Source organism: Lentzea jiangxiensis (assembly GCF_900104175.1).
In the GTDB taxonomy this organism is placed as follows: Bacteria; Actinomycetota; Actinomycetes; order Mycobacteriales; family Pseudonocardiaceae; genus Lentzea; species Lentzea jiangxiensis.
Window position 1 is genome coordinate 867,135 of record NZ_FNIX01000001.1, and the last position, 23,994, is coordinate 891,128.

Sequence of the window (23,994 nt, forward strand, 5' to 3'; positions counted from 1 at the left end):
CACCTCGGTCAGTCGGCGCGGCGTCGTTCCAACAGGACGGTGTCGCGCCATTCGCCGTGGTGCCGCGCGATCTTCTCGCGCAACCCCACCGTGCGGAAGCCGGCCTTGTGGTGCAGCGCGACGCTGGCCCGGTTCTCCGGGAAGACCACGGCCTGCAACGTCCAGAAGCCGTCGGCGTCCGCCGCCGCGACCTGGTGGTGCAACAGGGTTTTCCCCACTCCCCGGCCCTGCGCGGCGTCGGCGACGTAGATCGACGTCTCGGCCACGCCGGAGTAGCACTCCCGCGCCGAGACGGCCGTCGCGGCGGCCCAGCCGGCGATCTCGCCGTCCAGCACCGCGATCCAGCGGTGGTCCGGTAGCCACTTGGACTCGAGCGTCCGGCGCGAGGGCACCTCGGTCTCGAAGGTCGCGTTGCCCGAGGCGATGCCCTCGCCGTAGATGCGGCGGACCTCCGGCCAGTCCGCGGCGGTCATCGCGTGGACGGTGACGCCGTCGACCGGGCGGACGGTGCCCGACGACAGCGCGCCCATCACCGCGTCCGCCGCGTGGGGGAGACCGGTGCAGCAGGCCGGGTTGACCGTGACGAGGGTGGTCGTGCCCTCGCGCTGGACGTGGAGGAAGCCGACCTCCGCCAGCTTGCGGACGTGGTGCGAGCAGGTGGACTGGCTCACACCGAGCAGCGTCGTCAGCTCGCCGACCGTCACCGGTGCCGAGGCGGATGCCACGTGGTGCAGCAGGCGGACCCTGGTCGGGTCGGACAGGGTCGAGAACCACGAGGCGTAGGTCGCGGCTTCATCGGTCAGCACCCGCCGAGTATCGACGTGGATCGATGAAGGGTCAAACCGAGTACTTCTTCACGCAGAACGAGAGGCCGCGGAAGAAGCCGTCGCCGAACGCCTCCACGCGGGCGAAACCGGAGGGGACGGCCTTGCCGTTCACGTCGGACGCGATGAGGCTGTCGTCGGCCAGCAGTTCCGCCACGGCCTCGTCCAGGTCGCCGGGGGACAGGCGCAGGCCCGCCGCGGCGTCGGGACGGTTGGTGAGGCCCGCCCACGCGCCGGTCAGGCACGCGGTGCGCTGGCCCGCGGCGTCGTCGTCGAGCTTGAAGCCCGTGGCGTGCTGGATCGACAACGAGAAGCGCGAGGCGATCACGGCGAACGCGGCGAAGTCGCCGACGCCGCCCTTCGAGCCCTTCTTCGGCGGCGTGCCGATCTTCACCAGCTGCGGCAGGTCGAGCTGGAGCTGGTTCACGGCGGGGCAGTAGGAGGCGGGGGAGGTGGTCTGCGCGTCGGCGCAGGGCTTGATCCCGGCCCTGTCGAAGGCAGGGAAGACCGCGCCGCTCGACTTGTAGGCGTCGCGCAGGGACTCCTCCAGCGCACGGAGGTACTTCTCGTCGTCGATCTTGGCGTTGCCGCGGCCCTGCCCCCGGTCGGAGTCCGAGAGGTCGAAGGGGCGTTCGGTGATGCGCTTGGAGATCTCGGCCTCGTTGATCTCCGCGCAGCGGGCGGCGCCGCGGACGAAGCCGAACTGGAACGCCGAGACGCGGTCGAACGCGCTGCCGTGGGCGCCCTGCTTCTCGAACGACGTGCCGGCGCTGTCGCGGATGAAGAACATCGTCTGCAGGACCTGGTTCAGGCCCTCGCCCGTGGAGAGCTCGAAGTGCTTGGACCTGTTCTCGGCGATCCAGCGCATGAAGACGCCGGTGTAGCAGTCGGCCTGCTGCTCCTTGACGATCGACGGCGTGTTCGGCCCGATGCCGGAGGCGGGGCCGAGCTTGTACTGCACGGCGTGGCCCATCTCGTGGGCGAGGACCGTCACGACCGCCATGGGGCCGAAGGAGTCGTTGAGCATCGGCAGCAGCTCGCCGCGGTCCCAGGTGATGCTGTCGTCGAGGGCGCAGTAGAACGCGTTCGCGATGCCGGTGGTGTTGAGCTTGCAGACCTCGACGCCCTTTCCGTTGGCGTCGTAGGAGTTGAAGCGCTTGACGGGCTCGAAGGCCTTGCCGCCGAACGAGCGGGGGAACTCGTCCTTCCAGAACTCCTGCACGTCGGCGAGGGTGTTGATGGCCAGGCGGTCCATCTCGCCGCCGTCGCCGTTCTGCACGCTGAGGTCCGCGTCGGGGACGCCCTTCTTCGGGCCGGACGGGCCGTTGGAGATCTCCAGCCCCGCGACCTTCGTGGGGTCGGGGCGCTCGCCCTTCGGTTCGCCCTCGACCACGGAAGCGCACGCGGTCAAGGCTGCGGTCGCGGCCAGCGCGACGGCGATTCGTCCGAATCCCATGAGGTCAGACCCTACTAAGCGCGGTTCGGCCACGTGCAGCAAGTGCCGGAGGCCGAGCGTGGGACTTCCTCGCTCGCTGCGGTGGTTCCCAGACTGCGCGGACTCGTCCCCGTCGTCGGGTGGAAGGCGCGAGTGGACCGCCGAGATCTCGCGGGGCGTCCGGCTCGTGACGAAGGCACGGCGCACCCGCCGCTGAACGTGCCCTTCGTGACGTTCACCGAGGTCACGGTGCGCAACACGGACCTGGTCTGCGGCACGCGGAAGATCTCAGGAGCGCGGATCCCGGTCGTGGCGGACCAGGCCCCCGCGCTCCGGCGCTGAGGCCCGCACCCGGTCACCGAGCCGGCACGGGCTTCCGCTCGCCCGTGATCATGCTGTAGGTACACGTGCATGGGCGAGAGTCTCTCCGACCGCATCCGCGGCTTCGACCACCACGACCAGGCCGTCGTCCCGACGATCCACGCCCTGCTCGCCGAGCTGCGCCAGGGCTGCCCGGTCGCGCGCAGCGAGGCCTACGGCGGGTTCTACGTGGTGGCGAAGCAGGACGACATCGTCACCGTCGCCAAGGACGGCGAGACCTTCAGCGCCGCGGTGCAGGGACTCGGCGCGGTCGCGATGGTGCCCGACGCCGAGACCACCCGCGCACCGCTCTTCGAGTCCGACCCGCCGGTCCACACGGGCTGGCGCACCGTCCTGCAGGACTTCTTCACGCCACCGGCGGTGCGCAAGCACGAGGCGTTCATCCGGCAGGTGACCGGCCAGGTCGTCGGCGAGGTGGCGCCACGCGGGCGGTGCGAGGTCGTCGGTGAGCTCGCCGCCCGCATCCCGTCCCTGGTGATCGCCGAGGTCATGGGCGTGCCGCGGGAACGGCAGCACGAGCTCGCCGCCCTGGCGAGAGACCTCGTCGCGCCGAGGTCGGTGCAGGACGCCCACCGCGCCGGAGCCGGCCTGGTCGAGTTCCTCCGCGCCGAGATCGCCGAGCGCCGCGGCCGCGAGGACACCGGCGGCGACGTGCTGACCGCCGTCGTGCACGCCGAGGTGGACGGCCGGACCGCCACGGACGCCGAACTGCTCAAGTACGCGTTCCTGATGGTCAGCGCGGGTTTCCTCACCACCGTCGACACCATCTCCAGCCTCCTGCTGCAGCTGGCGCAGGACCCGCGGACGCGGCGCAGGGTCGCCGCCGACCGCACGCTCGTGCCGAAGCTCATCGAGGAGGTCGTGCGCCACGAGTCCGCGGTCGCCGCCACGGGGCGCACCGTGCTCGCCGAGACCACGCTCGGCGGCGTCGACCTGACGCCCGGCGACCGCCTGCTGCTGGCCTGGGGCTCCGGCACCCGCGACGAGCAGTACGTCGACGACCCGGCCGAGTTCCGGCTCGACCGGCGCCGGCGCGGCCGCGACCTCGGCTGGGGAGCGGGCGTGCACCGCTGCCTCGGCATGCACCTGGCCCGGCTGGAGCTCGGCATCGTGTTCGACGAGGTGCTGACCGCGATGCCCGAGTTCGAGGTCGAGCCCGGCACCGAGCCCGAACGCACCTACGGCGTGCTGCGCGGGGTGCGCCACCTGCACCTGACCTGGCCCGTCTGAGCCGGTGCGGCCCCGCTCAGAGGCCGCACTTCTTCGGGCCCTCGAACACGCCCTCGCGGAACCGCGCCACGCGGGCGAACCCCGGGTCCACCGGGTTCTCGCCCTTCGAGTCGCGTGCCGCGTAGTCGAACTGCAGCAGCACCGTCACGGCCTCGTCGAAGTCACCCGGTGAGAGCCCGAACCCGCCTTCGCGGGCGAACACCGCGCCGGTGTACGCGCCGGCCAGGCACAGGGCGGCCGCGGAGGCCTCCTCGCCCTCGGTCGGCTTGCCCACCACGGCCAGCTCGGCCATCGCGTACCTGGTCGCGATCAGCGTGCCGGTCGCGTAGTCGCCGAGCTCCTTGTGCAGGTCCGGCAGGTCTTCCTTCGTGTCGATCTTGATCGTCTTGTCCGACGGGCAGTACGCGACGGGTCCCTGGTCGCCGGAACACGTCGGCTCCGTCTGGGACGCCTCGGCGCGCGGCGAGGGCCACTGCTTGCCGGCGGCCGTCGCGAGGCCCTTGAAGTAACCGTCCAGGTCGGGCGTCACGGATTCGAGCATCTCCGAGAACGGCAGGTTGCCGCCGTTCGCGCGGTCCTTGACCGTCGTGAACGCCCGCTGGGTGAAGGTGCGGTTCTGCACCGTCATCGCCGCGCAGAACTTGGTGCCCTGCTCGAAGCCGTCCTGGAACGCCGCCACGCGGTCGAACGCGCTGCCGTGCGCCTGCTCGTCCTCCGGCGAGGTGCCGACCGGGTCGCGGAACGTGATCAGCGCGCCCAAGGCCTTGTCCAGCGAGTCGGCGTTGATGTCGAGGCGCTGCGACCTGCCGTCCGTCACGTTGCGCACGAACGCGCCCGCGAAGCAGTCGGCCTGCGCCTCGGTGAGGATCGTCGGGAACCTCTCCGGCTCCCGGCGTTCGGCCTCGGGCGTGATGCCCATGCGGTTCTGCACCGCGTGGCCGACCTCGTGGGCCAGCACCACGACCACGGCGGCCTCGCCGAAGCGGTCCTGCAGCACCGGCAGCAGCGACGCGCGGTCCCAGGCGATCGCGTCGGCGGCGGGGCAGTAGAAGGCGTTGCCCTCCACGTCCGCGGCCTTCTGCGTGCACGGCGGCGGCTTCGCGGTCGCGTCCGACGTGTCGACCGAGAAGTAGCCGCCGGTCAGCGGCTTCCACGGCTTGTTGAACGTCTTCGGGAACGAGTCCTTCCAGAACTCGTCGATGTCCGTGAGCGCGGTGGCGGCCAGCTTGTCGATCGGGCCGTTGTCCGACCCGCGCACCTGGATGGTCTCGGTGGAGGCTTCCTTCTTCACCACCTTGGCGGCACGCGGGCGCCCCGGGATCTCAGCGGTGCAACCCACCGCGAGCAGGGCGGTGGCGACGATCAGCGCGATGCTCCGGTGCCGCATGACCCCATTGTGCCTGCCGGGCGGCGCGAAGGGCGTCCTACTCGTCCAAGTCAGGCGCATACCTTGGGCAACGTGTGGCGGCCGGATCGGGTTCACCGAGCCTCGGTCGCCGCACGCGCGCGTGGGCATGATCACCTGACCCGGCACCGCGTCCTCGGGCGTCCGCCACCGGGCCGTGCTCGAACCGCTGACCAGCCTGCGGCGACCTGCCGCCGTTCGACCTCGACGACGCGGTGGTGCGGCCCTGCGCCGGCACCACCGCGACCGTCCCCGGCGCGCTCCACGGCAACGGAGCGCTGCCGGATTCCTCAGTCAGCCTCGCCCAGAACGCCGGGCACCTCGGGGACCAGCCACAGCACACCGGACGGCGGCAGCTGCAGCACCGCCGAGTACGGCCGCCCGTGCCACGGCTTCGCCTCCGCCTCCACACCGCCGAAGTTGCCCACACCGGAACCGCCGTAGTGCGAGGCGTCGGTGTTGACGAGCTCCTTCCACCGCCCACCGGCCGGCAGGCCGACGCGGTAGTCGTGGTGCGGCATCCCGGCGAAGTTGGCCACGCACACGAGCTGCGAGTCGTCCTGACCGATCCGCACGAACGACAGCACGTTGCCGCCCGAGTCGTTCGCGTCGATCCACTGGAAGCCCTCGGGCGTGATGTCGTGCGAGAACAACGCCGCCGCCGTCTTGTAGACCGAGTTCAGGTCGCGCATCAGGTTCTGGATGCCCCGGTGCAACGGCTCCTGCTCGACCAGGTGCCAGTCGAGCGACCGCGACTCCGACCACTCCTGCCGCTGCCCGAACTCGCCGCCCATGAACAGCAGCTGCTTGCCGGGGTGCGCCCACATGAACGCGAGCAGCGACCGCACACCCGCGGCCTTGTTCCAGTCGTCGCCCGGCATCCGCGTCCACAGCGAGCCCTTGCCGTGCACCACCTCGTCGTGCGAGAGCGGCAGCACGAAGTTCTCGCTCCACGCGTAGACCAGCGAGAACGTCATCTCGTTGTGGTGGAACGACCGGTGGACCGGCGACCGCGACAGGTAGTGCAGCGTGTCGTGCATCCAGCCCATGTTCCACTTGAAGCCGAACCCGAGGCCGCCCAGGTGCGTCGGCCGCGTGACACCCGGCCACGCCGTCGACTCCTCGGCGATCATCACGATGCCGGGGTGCCGCTTGTAGACCGTCGCGTTCAGCTCCTGCAGGAACCGCACCGCGTCGAGGTTCTCCCGGCCACCGAACTCGTTGGGCAGCCACTGCCCCTCGGGCCGCGAGTAGTCGAGGTAGAGCATCGACGCGACGGCGTCCACGCGCAGACCGTCGAGGTGGAACTCCTCGATCCAGAACAGCGCGTTGGCGACGAGGAAGTTGCGCACCTCGTTGCGCCCGAAGTCGAAGACGTACGTGCCCCAGTCGAGCTGCTCACCGCGACGCGGGTCGGCGTGCTCGTACAGGGGGGTGCCGTCGAACTTCGCGAGCGCCCACGCGTCCTTGGGGAAGTGCGCCGGCACCCAGTCGACCAGCACGCCGATGCCGCGCTGGTGCAGCATGTCGACGAAGTACCGGAAGTCGTCCGGCGACCCGAACCGCGACGTCGGGGCGTAGTACGACGTGACCTGGTAGCCCCACGAACCGCCGAACGGGTGCTCGGCCACGGGCAGCATCTCGACGTGGGTGAAGCCCATGTCCTCGCAGTAGTCCGCGAGCTCTGTCGCCAGCTCGCGGTAGCTCAGCCCCGGCTTCCACGAGCCGAGGTGCACCTCGTAGATCGACATCGGCGCGTTGGCCCACTGCGTGGCCGCGCGCTTGGCCTCCCACTCCGCGTCGCCCCACTCGTACTCGGAGCGCGTGACGACCGAGGCGGTCTGCGGTGGCTTCTCCGTGGCGAACGCCATCGGGTCGGCCTTCTCGTGCCAGACGCCGTCTTGGCCGAGGATGCGGAACTTGTACCGCGAGCCCACCGGCACGTTGGGCAGGAAGACCTCCCACACGCCGCTGGAACCCATGGAGCGCAACGGGTTCGCGCGACCGTCCCAGCTGTCGAAGTCACCTGTCACGCGCACACCGCGCGCGTTCGGCGCCCACACCGCGAACGAGACACCGGTGACGTCACCGGCAGCCGTCTCGTAGGAGCGGACGTGGGCACCGAGCACGTCCCACAGCCGTTCGTGCCGGCCCTCGCCGATCAGGTGCAGGTCGAGCTCCCCGACCGTCGGCAGCCACCGGTACGGGTCGTCGACCTCGACCGTGTGGGCGCCGTAGGTCACCAGCAGCCGGTAGTCACCGGGTGCCTCGGGCAGCTCGCCCTCGAACAGCGCGTCGGCGATGCGTGGCAGCTCGACCTGCTTGTCACCCCACGACACGGCGACCGACGTGGCGCCGGGCCGCAGCGCACGCGCGATCACCTGGTCGCCGACGGTGTGCACCCCCAGCACCGAGTGCGGGTCGTGGTGTGCACCTGACAGGAGCCGGTCCAGGTCGGCCTTCACGCTTACTCTCCTCCGCTGGTCATCCGGGCGATCGACGACAGCGGAACCGTCAACCACTCCGGCCTGTTGGCGTGCTCGTAGGCGACCTCGTAGACCGCCTTGTCCAGCTCGAACGCGCGCAGCAGGTGCGCGTGGTCCCGCGGGTCGCCCGCCACCTCGGCGTAGCCGTCGCAGAACGCCGCCCGGTTGCGCTTCGTCCACTCCATCGCGCGGTAGGCGAGCTGGTCGTCGTCGGGCTGGCCGACGAGCAGCTGCCGGGCCGCGTAGTCGAACGACCTCAGCATCCCCGCCACGTCGCGCAACGGCGACCGCAGCGCGTTGCGCTCGGCGACGCCCGCCGCCGGCTCGCCCTCGAAGTCGATCAGCAGCCACCCGTGCACGGTCCGCAGCACCTGACCGAGGTGCAGGTCGCCGTGGATGTGCTGGATCGGGATGGCGCCGACGTGCTCGCGGGCCTGTTCGAACGCGGCCCGCAGCGGCTCCTCGTACCTGCCGAGCTCCGGCACGGACTCCAGCACGACGCCGAGACGCCGCTGCATGCCCGCGATGGCCTCGTCGATCGCGTCGTCGTCGGCGATCCTCGTGCCGAGCGCCTCGGCCAGGTCGGCGTGCACCTTCGCCACGGCGTGGCCCAGGCGCTGGGCCTCACCGGCGAAGTCGCCGCCGACCTCGAACGCGTGCAGGTCCGCCTCGGCCATCAGGTCGCGCACCGAGGTCTTGGCCATGTCCCAGCCCTCGACCGCGTCCGGCAGGAACTCCTGCAGCATCGCGAGCGTGACCTGCTCGCCGTCCAGCTCGGTCGAGATCGAGCCGAGCGGCAGCGCGATGTGCTCGCAGCCGACGGACCGCAGGGCGCGGTGCATCGTCAGGTCCCGGTTCTCCCCGCTCGCGAGCTTGCGGAAGATCTTCAGGATGTACTGCTGGCCGTAGATCAGCGACGTGTTGGACTGCTCCACGCCGATCGGTCGCCCGCGCAGGCCCGAGCGCAGCTCCGTGCCGGGCTCGTGCGCGAAGACGATGTCCTGCGTGCTCTCACCGGACGCCATCCGGTCGAGCAGGACACCGTTGTGCTCGGGGTCGAGCAGGACGTCCCATGCGCCGGTGCTCAGGCTGAGCGCACCCTGGTACCTCTCCGTGCGCCCCGGCTGCTCGACCTCGAGCACCACGTGCACGAGGTCGCCGTCCACCACCGTCGTCCTGAGTGGACGGACGGCTGTGATCGGCCTGTCCTTGCCGCCGAACCACCGTGCGGCCGGGAGCAGATCGGGCAGTGAGGCGACCAGCTTGTCGACCAGTTCGTGGGGATCGGTCACTCGCGATTCACCTCATCTCGCTGTCGTCGCCCGCCTCTACCAGCTGGAACCAGTAGAAACCGTGACCCGGGAGGGTCAGCAGGTAGGGGAGTTCCCCGATCGCGGGGAACTTGACACCTCCGGTGAGCTCCACCGGCGTGTGCTCGCGGTGCTCGGAGAGGTCCAGCTCGACGGGCTGCGGGAAGCGCGACAGGTTGTTCACGCAGAGGACGATGTCCTCGCGGCCGTCGGGGCGCTTCCACTGCCGCTTGAAGGCGAGCACACTCGGGTTTGAGCCGCCGAGCTCGGTGAAGTCGCCCTCGGCGAACGCGTGGTGCTGCTTGCGCACCTCGATCATGTGCCTGGTCCAGTTCAGCAGCGACGTCGAGCTGTTGAGCTGCGCCTCGACGTTCAGGCCCTGGTAGCCGTAGACCGGGTCCATGATCACCGGCAGGTAGATCCGGCCGGGGTCGCACGAGGAGAAGCCCGCGTTGCGGTCCGGGGTCCACTGCATCGGCGTGCGGACGGCGTCGCGGTCCTGCAGCCAGATGTTGTCGCCCATGCCGATCTCGTCGCCGTAGTAGAGGACGGGCGACCCCGGCAGGGACAGCAGCATCGCGGTGAAGAGCTCGTGCTGGTTGCGGTCGTTCTCGAGCAGCGGGGCGAGCCGCCGGCGGATGCCGATGTTCGCCTTCATCCGCGGGTCCTTGGCGTACTCCGCGTACATGTAGTCGCGTTCCTCGTCGCTGACCATCTCGAGCGTGAGCTCGTCGTGGTTGCGCAGGAAGATGCCCCACTGGGCGTTCTCGGGGATCGCCGGCGTCTGCGCCAGGATCTCCGAGATCGGGAACCGCGACTCGCGCCGCACCGCCATGAAGATGCGCGGCATCAGCGGGAAGTGGAACGCCATGTGGCACTCGTCGCCGCCGACCTCCGGGTCACCGAAGTACTCGACCACGTCCGACGGCCACTGGTTCGCCTCGGCGAGCAGCACGCGGCCGGGGAACTCGTCGTCGACGACCTTGCGGCACTTCTTCAGGAACTCGTGCGTGCGCGGCAGGTTCTCGCAGTTCGTGCCCTCTTCCTCGAAGAGGTACGGCACGGCGTCGAGGCGGAACCCGTCGATGCCGAGGTCGAGCCAGAAGCGCAGGATGTCGAGCATCGCCTCCTGCACGTCCGGGTTCTCGTAGTTGAGGTCCGGCTGGTGGCTGAAGAAGCGGTGCCAGAAGAACTGCCCGCGCACCGGGTCGTAGGTCCAGTTCGACGTCTCGGTGTCGACGAAGATGATCCGCGCGTCGCTGTAGCGCGAGTCGTCGTCGCTCCACACGTAGTAGTCGCCGTACGGGCCGTCCGGGTGCTGCCGCGACTCCTGGAACCACGGGTGCGCGTCGGAGGTGTGGTTGAGCACCAGGTCGGTGATCACGCGGATCCCGCGCCGGTGCGCCTCCTCCAGCAGGTACACGAAGTCCTCGACGGTGCCGAACTCGGGCAGCACCGCGCGGAAGTCGCTGATGTCGTAGCCGCCGTCGCGCAGCGGCGACGCGTAGAACGGCGGCAGCCAGAGGCAGTCGACGCCGAGCCACTCCAGGTAGTCGAGGCGCGAGGCGAGGCCCCTGAGGTCGCCCGTGCCGTCGCCGTTGGAGTCGCTGAAGGCGCGGACCAGCACCTCGTAGAAGACGGCGCCCTTGAACCAGCTGGGGTTCGCCGACGCCGGTTTTGCCGACTTGAAGTCCTCAGCCTGGGGTTCGACCAGGAAGCCGTCGTCGTCGATGGCTTCTCCGGTGTGCGGTGTTCCTTCCAGCCCGAGCGCAGCGTCGGGACGGGAGTCGTCGGCCATGGGGTTCCCACCTCGTCGGGGGTTGTGCGGGTTGAGCGGGCTGAGGCCCTAGGAGAAACGTCGTTGCAGGCTGACGACGTGCGCCGTGGCTCGCCACGGCTCCAGACGGACGTAGTTGGCCTGTCCCCAGTCCCACGTCTCGCCGGTGACCTCGTCGTGAGCGATCAGCCGCTCGTGCCAGTCGAACCCGAGCTCGGGCAGGTCGAGGTACAGCGTCCCCTCCTGCGTGCTGTTCGGGTCGAGGCTGACGACGACCACCACCGTGTCGCCCGTCTCCGGATCGCGCTTGGAGTAGGCGACCAACGCGTCGTTCTCGATGTGCTGGAACTTCAGCGTGCGCATCTGCTGGAGCGCGGGGTGTGCCCTGCGGATGTGGTTGAGCTTGCGCAGCCACGGTTCGAGGCTCCGCCCGTCCGCCAGTGCACGGGCGTAGTCGCGGGGTCGCAGCTGGTACTTCTCGGAGTTCAGGTACTCCTCGCTACCGGGTTTCACGGCCTCGTGCTCGAAGAGCTCGTAGCCGCTGTAGACGCCCCACGTGGGGGAGAGCGTGGCCGCCAGGGCCGCGCGGAGGCCGAACATCGCCGGGCCGCCGTGCTGCAACGACTCGTGCAGGATGTCCGGGGTGTTCACGAAGAGGTTCGGCCGCGCCTCGTCCCAGTGGTCGCGGATGTCCTCGCCGAACTCGATGAGCTCCTGCTTGCCCGTCCGCCACGTGAAGTACGTGTAGGACTGGGTGAAGCCGAGCTTGGCCAGGCCGTACAGGCGGGCGGGCCGGGTGAAGGCCTCCGCCAGGAACAGCGTGTCCGGGTAGACCTCCTTGACCTTCCAGATGAGCCACATCCAGAAGTCCGGCGGCTTGGTGTGCGGGTTGTCGACCCGGAAGATCCGCACCCCGTGCTCGGCCCAGTAGAGGACCACGCGCAGCACCTCGTGGTAGAGGCCCTGCGGGTCGAGGTCGAAGTTGATCGGGTAGATGTCCTGGTACTTCTTGGGCGGGTTCTCCGCGTACGCGATCGTGCCGTCGGGCAGCTGCGTGAACCACTCCGGGTGCTTGAGCACCCACGGGTGGTCCGGCGCGCACTGCAGCGCGAAGTCGAGCGCGACCTCGAGGCCGAGCTCCTTCGCCCGGTGCACGAGCGCGTCGAAGTCCTCGATCGTGCCGAGCTGCGGGTGGATCGCGTCGTGCCCGCCCTCGTCCGCGCCGATCGCCCACGGCGAGCCCGTGTCGTCGGGGCCCGCGACGAGGGTGTTGTTGGGGCCCTTGCGGTTGACTCGCCCGATCGGGTGGATCGGCGGGAAGTAGACGACGTCGAAGCCCATCGCCGCGACCCGGTCGAGCTCCTTGGTCGCCGTCGCGAAGGTGCCGTGCACCGCCTGCCCGGTCTCGTCGATCCCGCCGGTGCTGCGCGGGAAGAACTCGTACCAGGAGCCGTAGGCCGCCTTCTTGCGGTCGCACCAGATCTTGTGCGTCTTGCCCTTGGTGACCAGCTCGCGCACGGGGTGCTCGAACATCACCTGCCGCACGTCGGCGGCCAGCGCCGGCGCGACCCGTTCGGCGAGCGGCCGGTCCTGGTCCCGCAACGCCTCCGCCGCGGACATGAGCAAAGCTCGCTCTTGTCGCCGATCGGGTCGCCTTGCCACCCGATCGAGTAGCTGAGCACCGATTTCAAGATCGTTCGCGAGATCACCGGGCCCCTGCCCGGCCGCGATCTTCACCTCAACGGCGTGGTTCCAGGTGGCCCAGGGGTCACTCCACGCATCGATCCGGAACGTCCAGGGGCCTTCCGCGTCGGGAACGACGGTCGCGGCCCACCTGTCGAGGCCGATCCCGACCTCGTGCATCCGCGTCTGGCGGGCAACCCGGTCGTTCGGTCCTCTCCACGTGACTGTCGCCGCGAGTTTGTCGTGTCCCTCGCGCCACACCGTGGCTGCAACCGGAACGTGTTCTCCCACAACGGCTTTGGCTGGATAACGTCCAGCCGAGACCACAGGGGATACGTCGTCGATACCGAGTCGTCCGCTCATCCGGCAGCGCCCTTCCGCCGTGTCGCTCCGTGTCGCTGGGTAATCCTGCCTTGCTCCATCAAGCCGCTCACCAGCGGGTTGCCCCAAGTAGATCCGTACCCATGCGCGGCCGATCGCACACCTGAACGGCTGATCGTGTCCAGGGTCTCCCGTCCACGTCCTGTCCGCTTGCCGTCCCCTCCAGTGGACTCTTCCCGTACAACTCACCGTGTTAAGAGCGCGCTACGGGTACCGTGCGCGCGTGAACAAGCTTGGCGATCGGTACGTCCTGCTGGACCAGCTCGGCGCCGGTGCGATGGGCGTCGTCTGGCGGGCGCGCGACGAGTTCCTGCACCGTGACGTGGCGGTCAAGCAGCTGCTTCTCAACGACGTTGAGTCGAACGAGTTCCACGAGGCGGTGCAGCGCGCCATGCGGGAGGGCCGGATCGCGGCGCGCCTGCAGCACCCGAACGCCATCGCCGTCTACGACGTCGTGGTCGAGGACGGCAAACCCTGCCTCGTCATGGAGTACTTGCCGTCCCGCAACCTGTCGGCGCTCCTGTCGGAGCGCGGCACCATGCCGCCGCAGGAGGCCGCGCGCATCGGGTCGCTGGCCGCCTCGGCGCTCGCCGCCGCCCACGGCGCGGGCATCGTGCACCGCGACATCAAGCCCGGCAACGTCCTCATTGGACGCGACGGCACGGTGAAGATCACCGACTTCGGCATCTCGCGCGCCCTGGGCGACGTGGCCGTCACCAAGACCGGCATGCTCGCGGGCACCCCCGCGTACCTGGCGCCGGAGCTCGCCCGCGGTGCCGAGCCCGCGCCGGCCTCGGACGTCTTCTCGCTGGGCGCGACGATCTACGCGATGACCGAGGGCGAGCCGCCGTTCGGCAAGAGCACCAACGACCTCGGCCTGCTCTACAAGGTGGCCCGCGGCGAGACCCGGCCGCCGCTGCGCTCGGGACCGCTCACCGGCCTGCTCACCCGCCTGCTCGCGAACGAGCCGTCGCAGCGCCCGACCGCGGGCCAGGCGGCGGAGGAGCTCAAGGCGATCGCGTCCGGCGCGCCGGTCCCGGTGACCCGCGTGATCCCGCCGCGCCCGATGACGCCGCCGTCCGGCACCGCCGTCATGGGGGCCGCGGGCCACGGCACGCAGACCCCACGGCCGATGCCGTCCCAACAGTCGATGCCGTCCCAACAGCCGATGCCGTCCCAGCCGCCGCGCACCAGGCCCCCGGCACCGCTCCCGGCGACCTACGACGAGCCGTACGGCCGCGAGCCCGAACCGGAGCCGAGGAAGAACAACCGCGGTCTGGCGATCGCCGCCGCCGTCCTCGGCGTGCTCCTGGTCGCCGGCGTCGCCTACGCGATCATGTCGGGCGACAAGGACGACAAGACCGCGAGCGGCCCCACCACGTCGCAGCAGACCACGTCGCAGACCCCGGAGCCCACCTCGCAGAAACCGGCCGAGCAGAAGCCGGCGACGACGACCCAGAAGCAGCCGCCGTCGCAGACCTACCAGAGCCAGCCGCCGTCCTCGAAGCCGCCGGCCAGCAAGTTCAGCCCGGCCCAGATCGCGCAGTTCGCGAAGGCGCACTACGGCAAGCTCCCCGGCAACGTGGAGGGCGCGCGGGCCGACTGGGACCCGGACCAGGCGCCGAGCGCGTCCTCCGAGAAGGACTTCTGGGGCAAGTACTCGAAGGTCGTCGTCAAAGCCGGTCCGGTCGCCTCGCCGCCGGACGAGGACGGCGTGTTCCAGGTGACGACGGCGCTGGAGCTGACCGAGGCGGAGACGAACAAGGCCAAGGTCGTGGAGCACGTGCTGGAGATCTCGGGCAAGGGTGAGAAGCCGCGGATCGTCGGCGAGCAGAAGGGCTGACGGCCGCGGGCGCCGGACGTCCGCCGCCCGGGCGGGAGCGGCCGGAGAACGGGCGATCAGTGCGAAGTGGACACCGCCCGCCCGTCGGCCGAACGGGGGAACGCGCTCCGCGTCCGGCCTGCTCAGGGCCGGTCCGCGTCTTGACCGGTCCTGCAAGTCGTTGCAGGTCTGATCGGGAACGTTGTCAGCCCCCGGAGGGTGGCAGGTAAGTTGCCTCGTCATGCGAGCACTTCGCCGGTTCACCGTCCGAGCCAGCCTGCCGGAGCCCCTGTCTGCTTTGAGCACGCTCGCCACCAACCTGCGCTGGACGTGGCACCCGGCCACGCAGGACCTCTTCTCCTCGATCGACCCCCGCGTCTGGTCCGAGGTCGGTGGCGACCCGTTGCGCCTGCTCTCCGTCGTCGACGCCGGGCGTCTGGAGTCACTTGCGAGAGACGAGCAGTTCCTGCTCAAGCTGCACGCGCTCGCGAGTGACCTGGAGCGCTACGTCGACGGTCCGCGCTGGTACCAGCGGCGGCAGGACGAGATCGCCCAGCGCCGCGAGCACGGGGCCCCCGACACGCCGCTGCCCACGAGCGTCGCCTACTTCTCGATGGAGTTCGGCGTGCACGAGGCGCTCCCGAACTACTCGGGCGGCCTCGGCATCCTCGCCGGCGACCACCTCAAGGCAGCCTCCGACCTCGGCGTCCCGCTGATCGCGGTCGGTCTCCTCTACCGCTCCGGGTACTTCCGCCAGTCGCTGTCGCTCGACGGGTGGCAGATCGAGCACTACCCGGTGCTCGACCCGCGCGGCCTGCCGCTCGAGCTGCTGACCGAGCCGTCCGGGCTGCCGCTGCTGGTGCACGTCGCCATGCCGGGCGACCGGATGCTGCGCGCGAAGATCTGGAAGGCCCAGGTCGGGCGGATCCCGCTGCTGCTGCTCGACTCGGACGTGGAGCAGAACGACGACGACCTGCGCGGCGTCACGGACAGGCTCTACGGCGGCGACCAGAACCACCGGATCCGCCAGGAGATCCTCGCGGGCATCGGCGGTGTGCGGGCGGTCCGCACGTTCTGCGAGCTCACCGGCCACCCGCAGCCCGAGGTGTTCCACACCAACGAGGGGCACGCGGGCTTCCTCGGCCTGGAGCGGATCCGCGAGTACATCACCAACGACGGCCTCGACTTCGACCAGGCGCTCACGGCCTCGCGCGCCGGTGCGGTCTTCACGACGCACACGCCGGTGCCCGCCGGCATCGACCGCTTCCCGGTCGACCTGGTCCAGCACTACTTCGGCGCGGAGGCCCTGGTCCCCGGCGTGAACACGCAGCGGATCCTCGCGCTCGGCGCCGAGGACAACCCCGGCATGTTCAACATGGCCCACATGGGTCTGCGGCTCGCCCAGCGCGCCAACGGCGTGTCCAAGCTGCACGGCGAGGTCAGCCGGGACATGTTCCGCGGTCTGTGGCCGGGCTTCGACGCCACCGAGGTGCCGATCGGCTCGGTCACCAACGGCGTGCACGGGCCGACGTGGGCCGCGACCGAGATGAGCAAGCTGCTCGGGGCGTCCGAGGCCGACAGCCACACGGGCAACGGCCTCGGCATCGGCGCGTTCGAGCCGGTCACCGACGCCGGGCTGTGGGAGCTGCGGTCGACGCTGCGCGGCCGCCTGGTCGACGAGGTGCGCCGCCGGGTGCGCGAGTCGTGGCTGCAGCGCGGCGCGTCGGCGCTCGAGCTGGGCTGGACCGACTCGGTCTTCGACCCGGACGTGCTGACCGTGGGCTTCGCACGGCGCGTGCCGACGTACAAGCGCCTCACGCTCATGCTGCGTGATCCGGAGCGTCTGCGCTCGCTGCTGCTGCACCCCGAACGGCCCGTGCAGCTCGTGGTCGCGGGCAAGTCGCACCCGGCCGACGACGGCGGCAAGGCGCTGATCCAGCAGATCGTGCGCTACGCCGACGACGCGGGCGTGCGGCACCGGATCGTGTTCCTGCCCGACTACGACATGTCCATGGCCCGGTACCTGTACTGGGGTTGCGACGTGTGGCTGAACAACCCGATGCGCCCCCTCGAAGCGTGTGGCACGTCCGGCATGAAGGCGGCCCTCAACGGCGGCCTCAACCTGTCCATCCGCGACGGCTGGTGGGACGAGCTGTACGACGGCTCGAACGGCTGGGCCATCCCGACCGCGGACGGCGTGAACGACCCGGTCCGCCGGGACGACCTGGAGGCCAACGCGCTGTACGACCTGCTCGGGTCGCAGGTCGCGCCGCTGTTCTACGACCGCGGCGAGGACGGCGTGCCCACGCGCTGGATGTCGATGGTCCGGCACACGCTGGCCTCGCTCGGCCCGGTCGTGCAGGCCTCCCGCATGGTCCGCGAGTACGTCGAGACGTACTACGCGCCGGCCGCGGCGTCCGCGCAGACCGTCGTCGGTGAGGGCTACCGCGGTGCGAAGGAGCTGTCGTCGTACCGGCACCGGCTGCGCGCGTCGTGGACGCGGGTCCGGGTGCTCGACAGCGACCTCGTGCTCGGCGGGTCGTCGGTGCCGGTGCTCGGGTCGCCGGTCGTCGTGCGGGCGCGGGTCGAGCTGGCGGGACTGGAACCGTCCGAAGTGGACGTCCAGGTCGTGCTCGGCAAGGTGTCGCACGACTCCGACGAGCTCAAGGACATCGTGTCCTCGCCGATGAACTACGCGGGCAACGGCAACTACGAGGCCGAGGTGCCGCTGCCGCACGCGGGCGCGCTCGGCTACACCGTGCGCGTGCTGCCGAGGCACGGCCTGCTGGCGACTCCCGCCGAGCTCGGCAGGGTCGTGCTGGCCGGCTGACCCCCCGCCGTGCGCGGGGACCAGCGACCCAGGGCATCCAGTTCGCCTCCACCAGGCGGGCCTGGATGCCCTGGTGCGTTCCTCTTCCTCGTTTTCCGTTCACCACCGGTGACAACGGCCAGTCGTATACCCCGCCGCACTCTTCGCTCAAACGAATGAGCACCTTTCGGGCGGGTGAATCCAGGATCTCCGCTGGTAGCGGCCTGGGCACCGGCTTACGCTCCTGTGCATGGAATGAACCGCACCAGAATTCGGCAACGCATTGTTGGCGCGGCTCCGCTGAATTGCGCATTGAGGAAGAAGGTAGCCGTGAGGAAGACGATTACCGCACTCTCGCTCGTCGCAGCTCTGTTCGCCGCTTCGGCCGTCCCGGCCGCCAGCTCGTCGCCCGCCACGCCGGAGCTCCCCGCCGCCTGCGCCGCTCTCGTCCAGGACTTCGCCGAGAAGCTCAAGAAGGCCGTCAGCAGTCTTGCCCCCTCGCCCGACGTGGCCGCGGCGACACCGTTGATCGGCGACCTGCTCGGCCTCGTCACAGCGATGCAGAACGCCGGATGTCTCCCGACACCGCCGGTGAGCGCTCCGGGTGCGCCGGCGCCCGCCAGGACGGCCGAGTACACCGGCCCGGCCGACCAGTGCCTGCCGGCCGTGCTCAACCTGATCGCGGCGGTCGCGGCGCTCGGCGGCACGGTCCTCGGCGCGGGAGCGACGCCGCCGGACGCCGCCAAGGTCACCGAGCTGCTGAACGCGGTGCTCGGGGCCGCCAAGGAACTGCTGGTCAAGTGCGGCCTGCCGGTTCCTCCCGGCGGCCTGCCCGCGCTGTCCGGCGCGCCGCTGCCGGCGGAGAGGGGCTGATCTGTTCGCGGGGTGGAAAAGGGCCCGCCACGCGGTCTCGGTGACGGACCCTTTTCCGCGTGCGCCGCGAGTCCGGGAACGCACTCGGCCCGCGCCACACCACTAGCTGATCTGCAGCCGGGCGCGGGTCGCCGCCACCCTGGGACTCCAGCCCGCGAGCTCGTGGGCCTCGGTCACGAGCTCACGGGCTTTCGCGTTGTCGCCGTCCGCCATCCACGCCCGCGCGATCGTGACCAGGTCGTCGGCGCGGTCCGTCCCGCTCTCGCTCGCCTCGGCGGCGTACCCCGCGAGCTGCCTCGCCGTCGCGGTGTCGCCCTCCAGCAACGCCATGATCGCCAGGGTGCCGTTCGAGCGGGACTTCGGATACCCGGCCCGGTAGGCGTTGCCGAGCATGCTGCGGGCGGTCTCCAGGCCCACCTCGGCGGGGAACTGGCCTGCCTCGACCGCGTAGACCGCGACCCCGGCCGTGGTGGCGAGGACGAACGCCAGTTCGCGCTCGCCGAGGTCCTCCCGCCCGTTCAGCGCGATCACGGTCTGCAGCGCTTCGAGGTACTTCTCCCGCGCGCACCTCGTCGCGACCTCCAGGCCGACCACGGTCAGCAGGTCGGGGTGCTCCCGAGCCAGGTCCTCGTGGATCCGCTCGGCCTCGTCGAGGTCGCCGCGGTGGTAGGCGTCCATGCCGGCCATGACCCGCGGCCGTGCCTCCAGTTCGGCCACGCGCCTGCCGGTGAGCCTCGGCAGCGAGAACGCGAACCAGCCGATGCTCACGTACGCGGGCTTCTCGACCGGGACGAGCTGCACGAGGAAGCACGCCGTCGTGGCCAGCGCCAGGCCCTTGCCGAACGCGGTGCCGACGGTGAGCCAGGTGGCCGCCGCGACCGCCGCGCCGAGCACGGCGGCGAAGACCCCCGTCAGGACGGTCCGCCTGCGCACGCCCGGTTTCCGCCCGGAGAGCCCGATCGTGGCGAGCACCGGGATGCTGCGCAGCACCACCCGCCGGGTCGGGCTGGTCCACGCCTTGACCTCGGAGCCGACGCCGATGATCACGTTCGTGATCCGGAGTCCGAAGAGGACTGCGCCGAGCGCCAGGCCTCCCTGCGCCGCCGCGAGTCCCAGCAGCAGGCCGGCGAGAGCACCGGTCAGCCCGAGGAGGAAGTCCGAAAGGGTCCAGGCGATCGTCCCGGCCACCACCAGGGCCGTCGCGGCCCAGCGCACCACTGTCACGATCTCCAGACGCTACCGGCGCGACGGCGGTTCCCCGCTCAGACCACCGGCTGCGAGCCGCCCTCGCGGATCGGCAGACCGGCCGCGCGCCAGCCCCGGAACCCGCCGACGAGGTCCGTGGCGTTCGCGAGGCCGACCCGTTGCAGGTCCCGTGCCGCGAGCGACGAGGCCCAGCCCTCGTTGCACACCACCACGACGGTCGTGTCCGCGGTGAAGCCGGGCAGCCGCCAGTCGCCGGCGGGGTCGAGCCGCCACTCCAGCACGATCCGCTCGACCACGACGGAGTTCTCGATCTCGCCCTCGGCGAGCCGGTCGTGGTGCGGCCGGATGTCGACGACCAGCGCGTCCCCGAGGGCGAGCAGCTCGTGCGGTTCGAGGCGCTTCAGGTGCGACCGCGCCTCGTCGAGGATGGTGTCGAGGTTGCTCACGGGCCCTCCAGGTCGGCCAGCCGGCGCAGCTCGGCCAGCGGGAGGCGCCGGGCGGGCAGCGGTGGGATCGAGTCGGGGATGTCGAGCAGCGACGCGTACTCGCGGGTCGGCACCAGCGGCGGCGAGTAGGCGTGCACGGTCGCGGCCGGCGCGTCGAACGGGTTCAGCACCTGGTGCGCCCGCCCGGAGCCGAAGCCCAGCGCGTCGCCGGTCTCGCGCACCGCGGACCGGATCGGCCCGGCGGGGTAGCGGTAGTCCTCCCGCAGCCTGCCCTCGAGCACCGTGAAGGAACCGGCCGAGCCGCCGTGGTCGTGCGGCTCGGTGCCCTGTCCCGGCAGCCACGACAGCAGCCACAGCTCGACGCCCTCGGTCAGCCCCAGGCGCGCCCACCAGCGGCGTTCGGCCGAGTACTCGAGGATCCCCAGCAGCCCGGTGGTCAGCTCGCTCGCCACGAACGACGTCAGGTCGCGCAGCTCGCGCGGTGTCCACAGGTCCCGCGACGGGTGGACGACGTCCCGCAGCAGCCGGCTGTCCAGCGCCGGGTGCAGGTCGAATCGATCTTGGTCGGTGGTGTGTCCGGCGAACGTCGAAGTCACGCACTCGCTCCTGGAGGCCGCGTCGGCACGGGGTAGCGATCAAGACGCGACGCGGGGCGCTGGTTTCAGCGCGTGCGTCGCGTCGAGCTACACCCGCACGAGGCCACGAGGACGAGGTCGATCGTGCGGTCCGTCCAGCAGTAGACGACCACGACCGCGATCGTGCCAGACCGTCTCGGAGCGTGCTAGAGCGTCCACCTGCCGGAAGAACCTCGGACCCAGAGCCAAGTGGCCGCAAGGACTTCAGCGCGGAATGCGCAGCAGCAACAGCGACCGCGCCGCCACCGGGACCTTCCCGCGGGGTGCGAACGAACCGGGCGTGGCGGGCGAGCCGTCGGCCGTCGTCGTGTCGAGGTACGGCTCGTACGACGGCCCGTACCGCTCGTGCGGCAGGGTGACCGTGATGGCCTCCGCGCCGGCGTGCATCAGCATCAACCACGAGTCGTCCGACACGAGCTCGCCCTCACGCGTGCGCGAGAGGCAGTTCGACCCGTCGATGAACATCCCGAGCGTGCGACGGCCCTCGTCGAACCAGTCCGTCTCGGCCATCTCCTGGCCGTCCGGCCGGAACCACACCAGGTCGGGGTTGCCGCTCCGCGTCGCGCGGCCCTCGAAGAACTCGGGCTGCCGCAGCGCCGGGGACGACGCCCGCAGGTCGATCAGGCGCTGGGTGAAGCCGAGCAACGCCTCGCCCGCGTCCGTGGCCGTCCAGTCGACCCACGAGACCTCGTTGTCGAGGCAGTACGCGTTGTTGTTGCCGCCCTGGGTGCGCCACATCTCGTCGCCCGCCGTCATCATCGGCGTGCCGGTCGACAGCAGCAGCGTCGCCAGGAGGTTGCGAGCCTGCTGGGCCCGCAGCGCGAGGACCCCGGCGTCGGTCGTCTCCCCCTCGGCGCCGCAGTTCCACGAGCGGTTGTCGTTCGTGCCGTCGCGGTTCTGCTCGCCGTTCTCCTCGTTGTGCTTGTCGTTGTACGACACCAGGTCGCGCAGGGTGAAACCGTCGTGCGCGGTGATGAAGTTGATCGACTGCCACGGCCGGCGCAGGTCGTCCGCGTACAGGTCGCTCGACCCGGAGAGCCGGTACGCGAGGTCGCGCACGGACGTGTGGCCACGCCAGAAGTCCCTCACCGTGTCGCGGTAGCGGCCGTTCCACTCCGCCCACTGCATGCCGAAGTCGCCGACCCGGTAGCCGTCGCCCGTCGCGTCCCACGGTTCGGCGATCAGCTTGGACCGGCACAGCACCGGGTCGGTCGTGATGGCCGTCAGCAGGGCGCTGTCGCGGTCGAAGAACCCGCCGCCGGGACGGCCCATCGTGGAGGCGAGGTCGAAGCGGAACCCGTCGACGCCCATCTCCTGCGCCCAGTAGCGCAGCGAGTCCGTCACCAGGCGCACGACCTGCGGCGACCCGGCGTCGAGCGTGTTGCCGCAGCCGGTGATGTCGACCGTGCTGCCGCCGCCCGCGTGCAGGTAGTAGCCCGGCGCGTCGTAGCCGCGGAAGCAGATCGTCGGGCCGTCCGGCCCGCCCTCGCAGGTGTGGTTGTAGACGACGTCGATCAGCACCTCGATGTTCGCCGCGTGCAGCGCCGCGACCATCGTGCGGAACTCCTGGATCTCGTTGCCGGGCTCGCTCGCGTACGCCGCGTGCGGCGCGCAGTAGCCCAGCGGCGAGTAGCCCCAGTAGTTGCGCGCACCCCTGCTGATCAGCGACGGCTCGTCCTGGAAAGCCTGCACCGGCAGCAGTTCGACCGTCGTCACGCCGAGCCGGGCGAGGTGCTCGATCGCGGCGGGGTGCGCGAGGCCGAGGTAGGTGCCGCGCAGCTTCTCCGGGATCTCGGGGTGGTTCTTCGTGAAGCCCCTGACGTGCATCTCGTAGATGACGGCCTCTTCGAACGGCACCTCGGGCTTCACGCCCGTGTCCGCGCCGCCCGGTGAGCTCACGACGGAGAGCGGCACGGAGCCGAGCGAGTCGACCGAGGACGGCGGTCCGTGCATCGGGTCGCCCACGTAGCCGAGCGCGGCCTCCAGGTTCGTGATCCCGCCCACGACCTGCCGGGCGTACGGGTCGACGAGCAGCTTGGCCGGGTTGCAGCGCAGGCCGCGGCCCGCGTCGTACGGCCCGTGGACCCGGAACCCGTACCGCTGACCGGGTGTGACGCCCGGCACGAGGCCGTGCCAGACGCCGAACGTCCGCTCGGTCAGCTCGACGCGTTTCTCGGTGCCGTCGTCGTCGACGAGGCAGACCTCGACCGCGTCGGCGACGTGCGACGTCACCGCGAACCGGACACCGCCGGCCTCGGCGTGCGCTCCCAGCGGGAACGGGCGCCCTGCCAGCACTTCGGACTCGGGTCGAGTAGCCATGCCCCGATCTTGGCATCCGACACCGACAAGGAACTCAAGAGTTCACACAGGCGGCGCAGCGTCCTCGTCCGGCGTGAGGTGCACCCCGATGAGTGGGCGGTCGGGTGCCGTTCGGAACAATGGGGGCGTGGCGGACGTCGACGTGACAGATCTGGTCGTGCACATGGCGGGCGTATCGGTCCGCCGCGGGAAGAACACGCTGGTCGGCAACATCGACTGGAGCGTGGAGCTGGACGAGCGCTGGGTGGTGCTGGGCCCGAACGGAGCCGGCAAGACGACCCTGCTACGGCTCGCCAGCGCCGACCTGCACCCGACCAAGGGCAAGGTCCACCTCCTGGGCGAGCGCCTGGGCAAGACCGACGTCCAGGAGCTCAAGCCCCGGATCGGCCTGTGCTCCGCGGCGCTCGGTGGCCGCATCCCGCCCGACGAGACGGTCGTCGACCTGGTCGTCTCCGCGGGCTACGCGGTGCTCGGCCGGTGGCGCGAGGAGTACGGCGAGCAGGACACCGGCCGCGCCCGCGAGCTGCTCGGCACCCTCGGCATGGGACACCTCGCCGACCGCCTCTACGGCACGCTGAGCGAGGGCGAGCGCAAGCGCACGCTGATCGCCCGCGCGCTGATGACCGACCCCGAGATGCTGCTGCTCGACGAGCCGGCGGCGGGCCTCGACCTGGGCGGCCGCGAGGACCTGGTCGCGAAGCTGTCCGAGCTCGCGCTGGACCCGGACGCGCCGGCGATGGTGCTGGTCACCCACCACGTCGAGGAGATCCCGCCGGGCTTCACGCACGCCCTGCTGCTGCGCGAGGGCTCGATCGTGGCGCAGGGCCTGCTGGAGGACACCCTCACCGAGGAGAACCTCTCGAAGACCTTCGGCCAGGACCTGGAGCTGCAGAAGTCGGGAGACCGCTTCTTCGCCCGCAGGAAGATCTGAGAAGCTACCGCCGGGTAACGTGACACCGCTGTCGCGACGAA

The 23,994-nt window shown here is 70.7% G+C and carries 17 protein-coding genes; 6 read left to right on the forward strand and 11 right to left on the reverse strand.

Annotated elements, in window-relative coordinates; translation table 11 throughout:
- Positions 1–8 precede the first annotated feature (8 nt).
- On the reverse strand, positions 9–806 hold the full coding sequence (locus BLQ91_RS04325; RefSeq protein ID WP_342670607.1) for a helix-turn-helix domain-containing GNAT family N-acetyltransferase: 798 nt from the start codon (positions 804–806) through the stop codon (positions 9–11).
- Between the two features lie 31 nt (positions 807–837).
- Positions 838–2,280: a neutral zinc metallopeptidase gene (locus tag BLQ91_RS04330; RefSeq protein ID WP_090095305.1), complete on the reverse strand. Its 1,443-nt coding sequence runs from the start codon at positions 2,278–2,280 to the stop codon at positions 838–840.
- An 81-nt stretch (positions 2,281–2,361) separates the two neighbouring features.
- On the opposite strand from BLQ91_RS04330, the gene BLQ91_RS40100 reads away from it, so the two are divergent.
- Together BLQ91_RS40100 and BLQ91_RS04335 are read left to right on the forward strand one after the other, a co-directional pair.
- Complete coding sequence (locus BLQ91_RS40100; protein ID WP_143022524.1) at positions 2,362–2,601, forward strand: hypothetical protein; 240 nt, start codon at positions 2,362–2,364, stop codon at positions 2,599–2,601.
- Positions 2,602–2,670: 69 nt separating this feature from the next.
- The gene (locus BLQ91_RS04335; RefSeq protein WP_090095307.1) at positions 2,671–3,870 is read left to right on the forward strand and encodes a cytochrome P450; all 1,200 of its coding nucleotides are present in this window, start codon (positions 2,671–2,673) and stop codon (positions 3,868–3,870) included.
- A 16-nt stretch (positions 3,871–3,886) separates the two neighbouring features.
- Here the strand turns inward: BLQ91_RS04335 and BLQ91_RS04340 are convergent, their stop codons facing one another.
- The 5 genes from BLQ91_RS04340 to BLQ91_RS04360 form a co-directional block, all read right to left on the reverse strand.
- The gene (locus BLQ91_RS04340; RefSeq protein ID WP_090095308.1) at positions 3,887–5,257 is read right to left on the reverse strand and encodes a neutral zinc metallopeptidase; all 1,371 of its coding nucleotides are present in this window, start codon (positions 5,255–5,257) and stop codon (positions 3,887–3,889) included.
- Positions 5,258–5,565: 308 nt separating this feature from the next.
- A complete protein-coding gene (glgB, locus tag BLQ91_RS04345) occupies positions 5,566–7,740 on the reverse strand; it encodes a 1,4-alpha-glucan branching protein GlgB (protein WP_090095309.1) in 2,175 nt (724 codons plus the stop codon).
- A 2-nt stretch (positions 7,741–7,742) separates the two neighbouring features.
- On the reverse strand, positions 7,743–9,053 hold the full coding sequence (locus BLQ91_RS04350; RefSeq protein WP_090095310.1) for a maltokinase N-terminal cap-like domain-containing protein: 1,311 nt from the start codon (positions 9,051–9,053) through the stop codon (positions 7,743–7,745).
- 7 nt (positions 9,054–9,060) lie between these two features.
- A complete protein-coding gene (gene treS / locus BLQ91_RS04355; protein ID WP_090095311.1) occupies positions 9,061–10,869 on the reverse strand; it encodes a maltose alpha-D-glucosyltransferase in 1,809 nt (602 codons plus the stop codon).
- A gap of 48 nt (positions 10,870–10,917) precedes the next feature.
- Entirely contained in the window at positions 10,918–12,894 is a 1,977-nt protein-coding gene (locus BLQ91_RS04360) for an alpha-1,4-glucan--maltose-1-phosphate maltosyltransferase (RefSeq protein WP_090095312.1), read from the reverse strand.
- Between the two features lie 241 nt (positions 12,895–13,135).
- Between BLQ91_RS04360 and BLQ91_RS04365 the strand changes: the two genes are divergently transcribed.
- The 3 genes from BLQ91_RS04365 to BLQ91_RS04375 all read left to right on the forward strand — a co-directional run bounded on the left by BLQ91_RS04365 (position 13,136) and on the right by BLQ91_RS04375 (position 18,416).
- Positions 13,136–14,755, forward strand: coding sequence for a serine/threonine-protein kinase (locus BLQ91_RS04365; RefSeq protein WP_090095313.1), 1,620 nt, complete (start codon positions 13,136–13,138; stop codon positions 14,753–14,755).
- Between the two features lie 220 nt (positions 14,756–14,975).
- The gene (glgP, locus tag BLQ91_RS04370) at positions 14,976–17,564 is read left to right on the forward strand and encodes an alpha-glucan family phosphorylase (protein ID WP_090095314.1); all 2,589 of its coding nucleotides are present in this window, start codon (positions 14,976–14,978) and stop codon (positions 17,562–17,564) included.
- Between the two features lie 309 nt (positions 17,565–17,873).
- The gene (locus BLQ91_RS04375; protein WP_090095315.1) at positions 17,874–18,416 is read left to right on the forward strand and encodes a hypothetical protein; all 543 of its coding nucleotides are present in this window, start codon (positions 17,874–17,876) and stop codon (positions 18,414–18,416) included.
- 102 nt (positions 18,417–18,518) lie between these two features.
- Here the strand turns inward: BLQ91_RS04375 and BLQ91_RS04380 are convergent, their stop codons facing one another.
- From BLQ91_RS04380 to glgX, 4 genes are all read right to left on the reverse strand, one after another.
- Positions 18,519–19,640 carry a hypothetical protein gene (locus tag BLQ91_RS04380; protein WP_143022525.1) on the reverse strand — a complete coding sequence of 374 codons (1,122 nt, stop codon included), beginning with the start codon at positions 19,638–19,640 and terminating at the stop codon, positions 18,519–18,521.
- 38 nt (positions 19,641–19,678) lie between these two features.
- Positions 19,679–20,068, reverse strand: coding sequence for a rhodanese-like domain-containing protein (locus BLQ91_RS04385; protein ID WP_090095317.1), 390 nt, complete (start codon positions 20,066–20,068; stop codon positions 19,679–19,681).
- The gene (locus BLQ91_RS04390; RefSeq protein ID WP_090095318.1) at positions 20,065–20,664 is read right to left on the reverse strand and encodes a cysteine dioxygenase; all 600 of its coding nucleotides are present in this window, start codon (positions 20,662–20,664) and stop codon (positions 20,065–20,067) included. Before BLQ91_RS04390 ends, BLQ91_RS04385 begins: the two co-directional genes overlap by 4 nt.
- 243 nt (positions 20,665–20,907) lie before the next feature.
- Positions 20,908–23,022 carry a glycogen debranching protein GlgX gene (gene glgX, locus BLQ91_RS04395; protein WP_090095319.1) on the reverse strand — a complete coding sequence of 705 codons (2,115 nt, stop codon included), beginning with the start codon at positions 23,020–23,022 and terminating at the stop codon, positions 20,908–20,910.
- Positions 23,023–23,110: 88 nt separating this feature from the next.
- Here glgX and BLQ91_RS04400 point away from each other — a divergent pair, with 88 nt between their 5' ends.
- Positions 23,111–23,953, forward strand: a complete 843-nt coding sequence (locus BLQ91_RS04400) for an ABC transporter ATP-binding protein (protein ID WP_090095320.1) — start codon at positions 23,111–23,113, stop codon at positions 23,951–23,953.
- Positions 23,954–23,994: the final 41 nt, after the last annotated feature.